The 13,517-nt window shown below is 55.9% G+C and carries 8 protein-coding genes and 2 pseudogenes; 4 read left to right on the plus strand and 6 right to left on the minus strand.

Annotated features, from left to right (window positions below):
* Positions 1-2 precede the first annotated feature (2 nt).
* Complete coding sequence (locus O3W44_RS03510; protein WP_269292006.1) at positions 3-272, plus strand: barstar family protein; 270 nt, start codon at positions 3-5, stop codon at positions 270-272.
* Here the strand turns inward: O3W44_RS03510 and O3W44_RS03515 are convergent.
* The 4 genes and pseudogenes from O3W44_RS03515 to O3W44_RS03530 all read right to left on the minus strand — a co-directional run bounded on the left by O3W44_RS03515 (position 269) and on the right by O3W44_RS03530 (position 8,227).
* A pseudogene (locus tag O3W44_RS03515) lies at positions 269-2,634 on the minus strand (virulence factor SrfC family protein). The gene O3W44_RS03510 and the pseudogene O3W44_RS03515 overlap by 4 nt on opposite strands.
* The gene (locus O3W44_RS03520) at positions 2,631-5,594 is read right to left on the minus strand and encodes a virulence factor SrfB (RefSeq protein ID WP_269292007.1); all 2,964 of its coding nucleotides are present in this window, start codon (positions 5,592-5,594) and stop codon (positions 2,631-2,633) included. The pseudogene O3W44_RS03515 and the gene O3W44_RS03520 overlap by 4 nt, the downstream one beginning before the upstream one ends.
* A 2-nt stretch (positions 5,595-5,596) precedes the next feature.
* The gene (locus O3W44_RS03525) at positions 5,597-6,892 is read right to left on the minus strand and encodes an SrfA family protein (protein WP_269292008.1); all 1,296 of its coding nucleotides are present in this window, start codon (positions 6,890-6,892) and stop codon (positions 5,597-5,599) included.
* Positions 6,893-7,051: 159 nt separating this feature from the next.
* On the minus strand, positions 7,052-8,227 hold the full coding sequence (locus O3W44_RS03530) for a benzoate/H(+) symporter BenE family transporter (RefSeq protein ID WP_269292009.1): 1,176 nt from the start codon (positions 8,225-8,227) through the stop codon (positions 7,052-7,054).
* Positions 8,228-8,321: 94 nt separating this feature from the next.
* On the opposite strand from O3W44_RS03530, the gene O3W44_RS03535 reads away from it, so the two are divergent.
* Both O3W44_RS03535 and O3W44_RS03540 read left to right on the plus strand, forming a co-directional pair.
* A complete protein-coding gene (locus tag O3W44_RS03535; protein WP_269292010.1) occupies positions 8,322-8,867 on the plus strand; it encodes a helix-turn-helix domain-containing protein in 546 nt (181 codons plus the stop codon).
* 208 nt (positions 8,868-9,075) lie between these two features.
* A complete protein-coding gene (locus tag O3W44_RS03540; protein WP_269292011.1) occupies positions 9,076-9,633 on the plus strand; it encodes an isochorismatase family protein in 558 nt (185 codons plus the stop codon).
* A gap of 156 nt (positions 9,634-9,789) precedes the next feature.
* Here O3W44_RS03540 and pqqU read toward each other — a convergent pair whose 3' ends face one another.
* Both pqqU and O3W44_RS03550 read right to left on the minus strand, forming a co-directional pair.
* On the minus strand, positions 9,790-11,916 hold the full coding sequence (pqqU, locus tag O3W44_RS03545) for a TonB-dependent receptor PqqU (RefSeq protein WP_269292012.1): 2,127 nt from the start codon (positions 11,914-11,916) through the stop codon (positions 9,790-9,792).
* A 129-nt stretch (positions 11,917-12,045) separates the two neighbouring features.
* Positions 12,046-12,327 carry a hypothetical protein gene (locus tag O3W44_RS03550; protein ID WP_269292013.1) on the minus strand — a complete coding sequence of 94 codons (282 nt, stop codon included), beginning with the start codon at positions 12,325-12,327 and terminating at the stop codon, positions 12,046-12,048.
* Positions 12,328-12,610: 283 nt separating this feature from the next.
* Here O3W44_RS03550 and O3W44_RS03555 point away from each other — a divergent pair.
* Positions 12,611-13,473 (plus strand): annotated as a pseudogene (locus O3W44_RS03555) (NAD(P)-dependent oxidoreductase).
* Positions 13,474-13,517 lie beyond the last annotated feature (44 nt).

The following is a 13,517-nucleotide window of genomic DNA, read 5'->3' on the forward strand; positions in this document are numbered from 1 at the left end:
TCATGCTGATTCTGAGCTTTGATTTTCAACAGTTGGCCAATCGCGATGCGTTCTATCAGCAACTGGCACAGCAAAGTCATTGCCCGTATCTGTTCGGTAATAATCTGGATGCGCTGTGGGACTGGCTGACCGGGGGAATGGAACTGCCCGCAGAGATCTATCTGCGTCACGTTGCGCGAGATACCCGTGACGATACCTTTGCACCGGTGCTGGCGTTACTGGAAGAAGCGGCGCAGTCGCTGGATGGCGAGCTGCGCCTGATAACCTGTTAAGTACGCAGCGGCTTCAGCAGGGCGATCAGCGCATCACGTGCTGCCACCGGTAAATCCCCGCCCCCGGTATAGCCGTTATTCTCAATAATCACTGAGTTCAGCCCAACCAGCCAGTCATAAATGTAGTAAGCGGTATGATGGGCTGGCGCGGTGGAGAGCCGCGTTAAACGTTGTCCGGCACTGAAGTTAACGCTGGGTGCCGGTGGGCGAGAAAAAATCGGTTGCCCACGATTCACGCGGCTCGCCGGACGCTCCGACTCCGGGCGCTGTAAAAAGCCCAGCCAGGCAACAAAATCGCCCAGCACAGTCATGGCCCGCGTCACCTGACGATCGGCGCGCGATTCATGGGTTACCGTGTGTGCATCAGGCTCATGCAGGGCTTGCTGCAATTTTTGTGGGATGTCGGCGCGAAAACTGGCGGTAATTAACTCTTCTACCAGCCATTCCATCGTCGCCTTATCCACGTTCAGTAACGCCAGCAGGCTGCGGTTCTCTGGCAGCTGACGTAAATGATCGAGCCATAAGCTGAATACCTGATGAGGGAATTGCTGGGTATTCTGGCTGGCTTTACTCTGCTGCACTGGGATCTGTTCAACCTCATCGTTACTGAACAGATCAAACTCGAAACCAATACCAAACTGATTCTCAGCTGCTTTTTTATCGGGCGTACTCACCGCGACGGCGTGATTAAGCCACAGCTGACGTAGCGCCTCACGCGGTGGCTGCAGACGTTCCAGCAGTTCCCCATGCAGACCGGTGCGATGCTGCAAACATTTCAGCAGCGTATCGGCAATATTCTGCTTGCGCGCCGCCTGTTCGGGGCTGGCTTCAGCCTCGGTCCACGGCAGTAAACGCCGCTCGACAACGGTATGCTGAATCTGAGCCAGTTGCGCCACCAGTAACTCGCGGCGTGCATCGGGCTGCATTTCGTCCTGCAGCCAGGCGGCCATTCGATCAACACCGGCACGATCCAGCGCCAGCATCGAGCCCCAGTGTTGTCCCGGCTGACCAATCTGACGCTGCACTGCCTCATCAACGTTAATCTGCTGATGACGCGCATCGAACGGCGTAATCGCCCAGATAAGGCGCGGTTTTTCAGCGCCTTCAGTGAGGGGCTGATGACGTTGCCATTCCCGTAGTGCCTGGCTGGCGCTATCAACATCCTGACGCTGGCTGGCGGCGGTACAGATCAGTAACAGATCAATGCCCTGACGTGCAGCATAAAATCCACAGAGTAAGGCGCGTTTTTGTTCCAGCAAACGCGCACGCAAAGGGTTTTGCTGCGCAAAACGTTGACGTTCTTCACGTGCCGCCTCGTCAGCAGGCAGGCCCGGCGCAGGAAGTTCCAGCATATCCGCATCATCATACAGTGCCGTGCGCGGGGTAGAACTCAGCGGAATAGTGACTTCCAGTGTCAGTAGCGCCAGTTCTCCCAGCACCACGCTTTGCGGTTTGCCGATACGGTTACCGTTAAGCGGGCAGACCTCGACCGGCAATGGCAGATCCTGCTCACTGGCGGGAACGATTAACTGTTCTGCGGGCAGCGATGTGCGCGTGGTAAGCAGACTCAGCGGGGCTAAAATGCGGCTGCTGTTACGCAGTTGATGACGCAGATGCAGCAAACCCCGCACGGTTTCATTTAATTCCGGCTCAGCAGGCCACAGCAGGGAAAAGAGTTGAACCCGATCGTCCACGCTCAGCCAGGGGCGAGTTCTACCGCCTGAGGCCAAAAATGACGATCGAACAGCGCATCGTGTAACCGGTGCTGACGGCACCAGGCCCATAACGTCACCAGCCCATCGCCTTCCAGTCCGGGCAGTGGCGTCGTCAGGCGATGGCGCTGTAAGCGGTGCAAAACGCTGTCAATCTGGGCGGTATTCGCCTGGGTAACGCCGTTGCCACAGGCAATTGCCAGACGCAAAATGTCCGCTTCACTCAGCAGCGTTAACTCCACGGGCCATTCTGCCGAGAGCGGTTCGCGCTGATGGCTGAAACGGGTGGCGGTGGCATAATCAAGATTACCGGGATTAATGTGCTGAAAATAGCTCAGCGATTTATCACTCAGACGTGTGATCATCTCTCCCTGTGCATCAGCAACCATCTCTTTTAACAGCCAGGCTTTGCCTGCCTGAGATTGCCCAAACAGCGCGAGCGTAACCGGGCGCGCCACTTGCTGCGCCAGCGCCTGCGTTTGTACGCGCGACTGACGCAACTGCAGTTTCAGGGTTTCCGCTTCTAATGCCAGACGCGGTGACTGGGTGCGCGTGGTCTCAATCCATGCAAAGCTGGCGTTCAGTGCCTCTTGTAACAGATTCAGGCGCTTTGCCAGCGTCTGCGGCTGGCGGGTTTTTACAGATTTCATCGTTTACAGACGCTCCCGCTGTCGATCCAGTATTGCGCATTCGCGTTGCCGGTTGCCGAGAGCGTATTCAGTTTCAGGCTTAAATGCGCTAGCGGTACGCGCGTACCGTCATCAAGGCGGGCATCGCTCAGCACCAGGTTCTCCGGGCCTTGCGCCTCCGGGCCGGGTTTTACCGCTAATTTTACGCGCAATACGCTTTCACCGGCGACTTTACGGGCCAGCGCCGCGTCGTTCAGGGTCAGACTATAGAGCGGTGACGCAGGCCAGCGATCGTTATCCAGCTGGCGAAAGCCGAGGCAGACGTTACCACGTATGCGGAAACTGCTTTTCCGATCTAAAGCGAAAGCAGCATCATCAAGATCGATCTCGCTGTAGCAAAGGTTCTCATCGGTCAGCGCCTGGTTTTCATCAAGCATGCCCAAATAGCGAATGGTTGAGTAGGGTTCGAAATCGCCCGCCCGGAACCAGAAACTGCTGAGACGCAAATCGAGCGCCAACAGGCAGAGCATCGCGCCCACGGCTGCAGTGGATTTCGGGTTATCGATGCGGCCATGTTTGTTAAACGGATACCAGTCACTGGTGTGATACCCCTCAAGCGACAGAATACGGCTGCCCGGCAAAGGTTGCAGGTGGCGTACCAGCGCCTGAATGCCAGGGAAACGCGACGGGCGACCCGTGAGCAGCAGCACATCGCACTGATAAAGTGACACCACTTCACACATTGAACGCAACGCGGGAATGATCGCCATGCGATGCTGCAGAAATTCTCCGTGCAGCTGCGTCAGGCTGACCACAAGCGGCACGTCAAGCAGATCGAAACGGCTGCCGACGCCAAGCTCGCGCTGGATTTCACCGTTAACAAAGGCCAGTACGGCATCGCTGGGACGCTGTTCAACCAGCTCGCCAAACAGCGCGTTGATCTCGGCATGGCTCTCCAGCGGATCCCAGTTTTCATAACGCTCCAGCACCGCCTGAGCCAGGGGAATAAACAACTGTAGCGTAACCTGCTGACGCAGCGTGGCCTGACCATCCATGCGGCTGTCGTGGCCAAACAGCTTATTCATTAACGGTTCTGCCAGAGCCAGTCCCGCTTTTTGCAGGCTGTTTTGCAGGGCCGGCAGGATCCACAGCTGAATCACATCCAGCAAAATATCATCACCTGCGACTTTGAAGCCTTCACGGAACAGCAGGCGCGGGGTGATTTTGACATTGTTGCCCTGGCCGTCATCGAGGCGGTATTGCGTAATCGCTAAGTCGGTGGTGCCACCGCCAATGTCGACAGAGGCGATACGCAGGCTTTTACCCGGCAACTCGTCCGTTTCACGCGGGCGGTCGGGGCGCGCCATGCTGCTAAAGAAATCTTCTGCGCGACCCGCAAAATTGACCTGCGTTTCATTGAACAACCAGACCATTTGTCCGCAGGTTGCTTCATCCCATTCCATTTGCACATCCGGCACCGGTTTACGGCACTGCGCCTGGCTTTGCGGCGTAAAGGCTTCATCCGCCGGATGCCAGCCTTCCGCTTTCCATACCAGCGCAATCGCTTCCTGCATGCGGCGACGGAAAATTTCACGCTCAGGCTTTGGCATCGCCGACGGCAGGGTAAGGATGACATGACGCAACTGACGCGGTGCATGGCTCTGCGGCATACGCTGACGCTGTGCGGCGCTGTTCATTTGCATCATCGCCTGTGCCAGTAGTTCACATAACATAAATGTCATCAGCGAACTGCGGCTGTAGTGCGCGGAAAAAACAGGCAGACGATCGTCCAGCGGCAGCGCATGCAGCGGCTGGCCTTCGTCATTTAACAGCGTAGTAAAAGGCGCGGCGCAGGCCAGCGGCTCGCCCTGGGCGCTCTGCTGATTAAAACGCCAGCCTGGCTGATAGCGGGCTTCATCCCACAGATAGCGGCGTGGGCTGGACAAACCGGTACTGCCCTCCAGCCCGGCCCGTTGCAGGGCCAGGCGACTGGCTTCGCGTCCCACGCGCGTCAGGGAGGGCCACATAAAGGCCTGTTCACGACCGCTCTCCAGCGAAAAACTGGCTTTACCAAAGCGCGCTTCAGCAAATTCCAGACGACTGTCAAACAGCTCGTTATAAACCTGATGCGGCTGCGACAGATCGCGCAACTGCAATTCATAGGTCTGCTTCAGGCCATTGCTTTCTTCCGGGTGATCTTCCACCAGAATGCCGCAGGTATGCGAGTTACCGACATCCAGGATGATGTCAACGTTCACCGCCGGGGTTTGCAGCGTGGCAGCCTGAATATGAATTTCATTGAGACTGAGCTGCTCACCCAGCAACTCCAGCAGGTTGAGATAGTGTGCCTGATACTCAAACTCACGCAGGGCCTGATTGATTGCCTGCTCGCGGCGATCGGAAACCCGATCGGTAAAGGCTTCACGCAGCCAGCCATCGACCCAGGTGTGATCGAGGAACTCGCCCAGCTCGTAGTTATGCCATGCCAGGGAGAACGTCACGCCATTTTGTGCATCAGCGGGTGATAAACCGAGTTGCTCTCCGCCTTCCGCGTCGGCAACGCAGCGGGTGTCAAAAGCCAGGCTCACGCGATGGGTATTGCCTGCCGCGTCAGGTTTATCCAGTGCCACCAGGCGCATACGCGCCCAGTTTTCCGGGCCACCAATGAAGCGACGTCCGCTGGCGCAGCGCAGCATGGGCAGCGGCAGCCAGCAGGCTGAAAGCAGTGCCAGCGAATCGGCCAGGGCAATATCAGATTCGGGACGCACCACTTCAGGCGCGCCGCCATCTTCGGGATAGAGCAGGAACTTGCCGCTGTTGCCATCAACATTCAGTCGCAGCAACGGGCCGTTAGCGGTCTGGCGCACAAACTGGCGGCGCGCCTGGGTGGCCGATAATTGCAGGCCAAAGTCGAGAAACTGCACGCCGCTGTCTTCAATCAGCGTGATTTTTTGTTTGTCATCGATCAGGGGAGCCAGCATGTTTATTTACTCTCACGCTTAATCGTCATCGGGAACACTTGATCTTTGCCATATCTGGCTTCGCAAACAGCAGGGCCATCGCTGGCTTTACACACCAGCAACGGCATGCGATAGCGTGAGCCGTCGCTGCATTTCGCCGTATAGCGGCTGCGCATCACCAGATTGCCCGCTGCGGTCATTGCCGCCGTGACATCGGCAGTACAGCGAATGTTATCACCCTGGGAAATTTGCGCGCTGCCTTTACCCGCTTTGAATTCAAAAAGCAGGCTTGGCGGCTTGCCGGTTGGTAGCCGGGTTTGCAATGTCACGCGCCAGCGACCATCCAGCATGTTTACCGTACCATTACGTACCGAATGAGTCGCAATCACCAGTTCTTGCGGCTCTGTTGGCATAGCCGGTACAACGACGCTTTCAAGCGTAGCTGAAGGTGCAGTAACAGGCGGCACTGCAGCTTCAACCACGGTGGCTGGTTTTTGCGGCAGTGTCTCGGCCAGTTTTTGACTCGACAGCACGATAGCAGGCGTTTTAACCGGCGCTGCAGTAACAGGTTTAACCGGCAGGGCTTCAGGTTTAGAGGTATGTAAAACAACCGCCACAGTCACGGCAGCAGCAATTGCCACTGGCGGTAACAGATACCAGACGCGGAAGCCGGAACGGCGTTTTTCAGCCGGTTGCTCTGCAACGACCGGTTCAGCGATCACCGGATCAGCCGCTCTAATTGCCGCAACAGGTTCGGGCTCAGGTTCTGATTCTGTTTTAACCACAGGTGCGACTGGCGGGGCGGTATCAACCAGCACTTTTGGCAGCGACTCTTCAATGCTGTCACGCAGACAGGAAAGAGCATCATCGCGGCTGCGCGCCTGGGCATCGACAAAACCCCAAAAGGTAATGACCGGTTTACCGTCAACCAGGTAAACATACTGCTGATCGGGAAATTGCAGGCTTTTGCTGAGCAAGGCACCGAAAAAACGCATCGCGGGATTATCCGCTTCGCACGCGCGTGCGCTAAGGGCATTCATATCCTGTTGACAGGCGGTCAGTTGCTCAGGCGCCTGACGGCGTTCATGATCGCTGGCACCCAGCCAGGATTTAACCTTGCCGGAAAACGGCGCATACCAGTCAAGGCGATCGCCTCGCTCATTGGCCTGCGGTATAGCAAGGCAGTCAGCCAGCGCGTTTTGACGGCGCAGACGCAGGGTTTCGCGAATTTGCAGGGCAGAAGCGTAGACCGGTTGACCATTTTCACCTAAGGCCAGTACCGCATCGAGATTGCCGCTGCGCAGAAATGTTTTTGCCACCTTTTGGGCCCTTATCGGTCGTTGTCTGAGGCAGAAAATCGTGAGTTATCGGCGATTGAGGTGATTTTACGCGGGGCAAGCGCAAATCAAACGGCAGAAAAAGGGGCTAAATAAGTGGGTTTTCGCGCGCTGCTGAGCGGATCAGTCGCGCGCCGGAGGCTAAGCTGTGCGTTTTGTGAGCAAGAGATGAGCGATAATCCCTCCCACCAGTCCCCAGAATGCTGAACCGATGCCAAGCAGGGAGACGCCTGAGGCGGTAATAAGAAAAGTTATCAGTGCGCTGTCGCGTTCGGCGGGTTTTTCCAGCGCGCGCTGCAGGCTCCCGCCGAGGGTGGCCAGTAACGCCAGGCCAGCCAGCGCCTGAATCAACACCGCAGGCAACGCGCTAAACAGCACGCCAATCAGCGCGCCGGAGAAACCCGCCAGCAGATAAAACAGGCCCGCCAGGGCGGACGCCATCCAGCGGCGGCGCGGATCGGGATCAACCTCGTCGCCCATACAAATCGCCGCAGTAATTGCCGCGATACAAACTGAAAATCCACCAAAGGGTGACAGCAGCAGGGCAATCAGACCGGTCCAGCTCATTAAAGCAGAGACGGGTGGCGTATAGCCGTGGGCCTGCAGTGTGGCAATGCCGGGGGCATTTTGTGAAGCCATGGTGACCAGAAAATAGGGCAGCCCAATGCCGATAAGCGCGGTAAGCGTAAAGTGCGGCATGACAGCTTCCGGCAGGCTAAAACCCGGTGAATGAGCCGGGAAATGGATCGCGTTTTGCCCCATCGCCACCACAATACCCACAAGCAGCGTGACCAGAATGGCGTAACGAGCCAGCCAACGGCGCGCCATCAGCCAGGCGAAGCACATGCTGCCACACAGCACAAAATTGGTTTGCAGATCGGCAAAAGTCTGTAAGCCGAAGCGTAATAAAATGCCCGCCAGCATGGCTGCTGCCAGCGATTGCGGAATGTAATTCATCAGGCGCGCAAACAGACCGGTAATGCCGCTCAGCACAATCAACAGATTAGCGAAGACAAAAACACCCACGGCTTCGTTAATCGAAATGCCATGAAAACTGGTCGCCAGCAAGGCTGCGCCCGGCGTGGACCAGGCCGCGAGTACCGGCATGCGATAACGTAACGACAGTGCCAGTGAGGCGATTCCCATAGCAATGCCGATCACTGAAAGCCAGCCGCCGGTTTGCGCTGGGCTGGCACCTGCCGCTTGTGCTACCTGATAAATAATCGCGCCGGTGCTGCTGTAACCCACCAGTACGGCCACAAAGCCAGAAACAAGCATCGGCAAGGAAAATGAAGGTCGGGAAGCCGCGTTAAGCATCGCTGAACTCCTGTTGTACGTTATAGCGCACATCCTCGCATGATGCGTTATAACGCACAAGTGGTACACTGCGGCTATGCAGGCAGGAGACACAATGGATAATTTGCAGCACCATCTCAGCGATTCCCTGAAACAACTCAGGCAGGCCAATGGCTGGAGCCTGACCCTGGCCGCGGAACGAACCGGCGTCAGCAAGGCAATGCTTGGGCAAATTGAGCGGGGAGAATCAAGCCCGACGGTGGCGACGCTGTGGAAAATCGCGACCGGCTTTAATGTTCCGTTTTCCTATTTCATTCATGACAGCACGCTGCAACCGGGAGAAACCGCGACGTTTAGCCAGCCAAATGCGCAAATGGTTGTGCGCCCGCTGTTACCCTATGATGCCAGCCTTCGTTTTGATCTGCTTGCGGTCGAGTTAGCCGCTGGCGCGCAAAGTGATTCATCAGCGCATGAAAAGGGCGTGGTGGAGCAGGTGGTGGTGACAGAAGGTGAGTTATTACTTGGCTTTGATGGCATCTGGCGACGTTTGCAGGCGGGTGAGGCGTTTCAGTTTGCCGCCGATGTGGCACACAGCTATCGCAATCCGCTGAATATTACGCTGCGTTTTCACAGCCTTATCCATTATCTGGCGCGCGTATAACCTTACAAAATGATACGAAGGCAAACTACCCAGTTTGTCTTTGCATTTGTATACTGCCGCTCTCCGCCAGAGCTGACGTATCGCGGCCTGTGATGCGCTGCAACGGGCTTTTGCCCGCAATCGCTACCGTGCGCAGAGCAGCAATCACCTGACAACGTCATCTTCTTACGACAAAAACTCACTCACAACACATTCTGAGAGGACTCACATGGCTGTAACCACACTTGACGCAAAAACCGCGCTGATTGTTATCGACCTGCAACAGGGTATTGTCGCTTTGCCGGTAGTCCATGAGCCACAACCGGTTATCGATCTGTGCGCACAGCTTAAAGACGCGTTCCATGCGAAAGATTTACCCGTGGTACTGGTGAATGTGGCGGGCGGCGCGCCAGGCCGCAACGAGCAGGCACGTCACAGCGGTGAATTTCCGGCAGACTGGGCGACGCTGGTGCCTGAAATGACGCCACAGCATAACGATATTACAGTCACTAAACACACCTGGGGCGCGTTCCACAATACGGCACTTCACGACGAGTTGCAGAAGCGCGGTGTGACGCAGGTTGTCATTTGCGGCATTGCAACCAGCATTGGTGTGGAATCGACTGCACGTCAGGCTTATGAATTAGGTTACAACGTCACTCTTGCTGTTGATGCAATGACCGATTTAAACGCAGACACGCATGAAAACAGCGTTAAGCTGATTTTCCCACGCCTGGGAGAAACCGGGAATACGCAGGAGATCCTGGCCCTGATTAACACGCTGTAACAGCTGATATTCATCACTCCAGGGGTGAGCAGAATCACGCCCACTTCCTGGAAACCAATGATCGCCCGTCACTCAGAGCAGAAGGTGATGCAGAGCGCCAGCTGCAGTAAAAATGCCTCGCATAATCTCTTACGACGAGGCAGGTTTTAGAGAAAATTATTGAAACGCGTAGCTTACATTCAGGCCGACGCTGTAATTACGGCCTGGTGCAGGCTCAAAATAGCGCCCATTACTTTCATTAACGATAACTGAACCGACATAGTTGCGGTCAAACAGGTTATCGACACGTCCAGACAGATCCACACGCCAGTTTTGCACCAGCCATTTATAGCCGCTGTTCAGTGAAGTCACGGTGTAAGACGGCGCTTTTACCTCGTTCTCATCGTCGGCTGCAATATTACTCATATAGCGCAGCTCCGCGCCGGCGTACCATCCCTGTTCTGGCGCATATTCCACCCCTGCATAGGCCATATTGCGCGCAATGCCCGGTATCCGGTTACCGTCACAACTGTTATCGCCACAGGCGTTGGTGCGATAACGGGCATCCAGCAGCGTGTAGGCCATCTTCAGACGCCAGTCGTAAGCGAATTGCTGATCCAGCCCAAGCTCCAGGCCACGGCGGCGGGTTTCGCCCGCGTTTTTATAAGTGGTGCGGCCGCCGCTGCTGGTATCCGTGACGATTTCATCCTGAGTATCGGTCTGAAACAGAGCCGCACTAATCAGGCCATTACCGATGCGTTTTTTACTGCCTAGCTCCAGGGTGTCGCTGGTGGCGGGTTTCAGATCTAAATTCAGCCCTGACAGGCCGCCTGAACGGTAAGAAAGCTCATTGATCGTCGGCGTCTCGAAGCCACGGCCGGCAGAGAGATACGCATTCCAGCTGCTATCGAACGCATACTTTAGCGACGCGGCAGGTAACCATTTGTGATAACGCGCATCACCGCTGTCGTCGCCGTTGCTGGCTGTAATGTAATGGTCGTCAGAGTCAAAATTAACGGTGCTAAACCGCACACCGGCCTCCAGCGAAAGCTTACTGCTCAACTGCCATGCGGTCTGCAAATAGGGATCCAGATTCCACATCAGGTTGCGTTCATTACGGCGGAGAGAGCCCTGCGTGCCGTAATCGTAAACCCCGTTAGTGACGGTGAAATTTTCATATCCTTTGCGGCGCTCGGTCATGGTTTCATAGTCGAGGCCGCCCGTCAGTGTCAGTGGGATTGAAAACAGCGTGTCGCGATGAGTCCAGCGCGTATCGATGCCCTGATAGTGGCGCGTCAGTGAGATTACGCCTCCCGGATGAGAGGGAGTGGCCTGTATGCTCGCCGGGATTGACTGAAACTGCGTTGTTTCCCTTACGCCCGCATACACCATCACGCTCAGGTCATCGTTCTCGCTCATCTCACGCTGATAATGCAGGCCTCCCTGGGTCTGATCGACCGTTTTCCGTGTGTCATATAACGACACGTTGCTTACCACCTGACGCGGGTTATCGCGCCACTGCTCAGGGGTTAAGCCGCCCGGATCCTGCGCATCGATGTGAACACTGTTAAACAGCAGCGTTAAGCGACTGACATCATTCAGCTGCACGCCGAGTTTGGCATTTCCCAGGTTTTTCTGCGCTGCGCTGTGATCGCGATAGCCGTGGGTCGTAAAGCGGGAAGCCGAAACGGTGTAACTGACGTCGCCTGCCTGCGTACCATCGCCGGTTGCGCCACTGGCTTTAACACTGTTGCGCCAGCTGCCATAGCTGCCATACCAGCTTGCTGCTTCAACCGTCGTGGGCTGCTGCCCGGTTTGCGTCTCCACGTTGATCACGCCACCAGAGGCGTTACCGTAAAGGGCCGAAAAGGGGCCGCGCAGCACCTCCACATGGTCAATCGAACCGATATCAATGTTAGATGTTTGTCCCTGCCCATCGGGCATGGTGGCTGGAATACCATCAACATAAATGCGCAGCCCGCGCACGCCATAGGTTGAGCGCGAGCCAAAGCCGCGCACCGACAGCTGTAAATCCTGCGCATAATTTTGCCGGTTTTGAATCTGAAGTCCCGGCACGCGGGCAAGCGTTTCAGACAGGTTGACGCGCGGGGCAGCCTGACGCATGTCATCGCCGGTGACCACACTGACTGCCGCAGGCGTATCCAGTTCAGACAGGCCGGAACGCGGCGCCGCGCTGACCACCATGGTATCGCTGCCATCTTCAGCAGCCAGTAGCGGCAGTGGCAACACCGCAGGCAGCAGCATCAGCGGAAAATGCGCCTGACGCAAAAACGTTGTTTTCATTCTTAAGTGCCTGAATCAGAGAGGAAATGAACCAACCGGAACAATGTGCGCGTAGCGTACGCGTTTTGTTGTTTTTATGCCGTCTTTTTCAGTTTATTCATGCTGGCGAAAAAACCCGCCGGGGCGAGGTTAGTGATTTTTTAACGCCTGGTCATCAAGCGGCGCCGGCTGCATAAAATCGATGATGTCATCGATTTCATTGCTGGCGGCATGTCTTTCAAGGGCCACCGCATAATACCGGCCTTTGCAATAATGCTTTTTCACAGCAACGCGCCGACCCGCGCTGCTGTCGGCCTCACTGCCTGTAGCCGTTGATAACGGTGCGGGAATAACCAGTTCGCTTTCGATCGCTTCCGTTTCGATAATTTGGTTTTCACCATCACTTGAAAGCAGCAGATGCTGAATGCGCATTTTTTCCTCTTTTCAATCGGGGAGTGTTAAAAGAAATTGTAGCGCAACGTTGCTGCGGTGTTTGAACGCCTCAAAAACACGCTGTTTTTATGCAGCGCGGAAACACAGTAACCCGCCAGTATTGTTACGTATTTACGCTGGATTTTTTATATGAATGTCGCCAGGCTGTTTGTTTTGCTTTTCCGGGCACTGCGCCAAAAAAGAAGCGGGATATTTGTCCGTTTCGATTTTAACCATCCGCATCGGGCGGATGCTTTAACGTTAACCTTAAGAGGGAGCCAGCATGAGTCAGAAACCTGAAGTTGCAGTATTAGGATTGGGCGCGATGGGCCACGCATTCGCTGCTAACCTGCTGAAAAAAGGCTTTACCGTCCATGGCTGGAACCGTACTCGCGCACGCGGCGACGATCTGCTTGAAGCGGGTCTGCACCTGACGGATTCCCCGAAGAGGCGGTGAAACAGGCGGATGTGGTGATTGCGATGCTCTCTGATGGCCCGACCACTGAACAGGTGCTGCATAAGACGCAGGCCTCGCTGAAGCAGGGCGCCATTGTGTGTCAGATGGGCACCATCGGCGTAGAGAAAACCGATGCGCTCATCGCCTTTTTTGCCGAGGCGCGTCGCGACGTGATTTTCATTGATGCCCCGGTTTCCGGCACCAAAGCGCCCGCTGAAAATGCGCAGATTCTGGTGATGGCAAGTGGTGATCAATCGCGTGCGCAGGCTGCGGAAACGGTTTTTGCGGCCATCGGTAAAGGCACGCAATGGCTGGGTGATGCGGGTGCCGGTTCACGCATGAAACTGGTCATCAACAGCTGGCTGATCGGCCTGATGCAGAGCCTGGCGGAGAGCACCCGCCTTGCAGAGCAGTTTGGTTTTTCCACGGATGACCTGTGGAAAGTGCTGGAAGGCGGCCCGCTGGCGGCTCCCTATGCCAAAATGAAGCTGGGCATGATTGCCAGTGATGATTTTACCCCGCAGATGCATCTGGTCTGGGCTTTAAAAGATGCACGCCTGGCGCTGGAGGCTGCGGGTGACAACAAACTGCCTGCCCTGGAAAATATTGCGAAGGTCTGGCAGCAGGCGGTTGACGAAGGGTATGGCGAGCAGGATTTGGCGGTTATTTATAAATACCTCAACGCATAAATGATGGCCGGCAGGGCGAGAAGCGGTATTTTTCTGCGGAAGAG

The sequence above is a fragment of the Pantoea sp. LMR881 genome, from assembly GCF_027157825.1.
Lineage (GTDB): Bacteria > Pseudomonadota > Gammaproteobacteria > Enterobacterales > Enterobacteriaceae > Pantoea > Pantoea haifensis.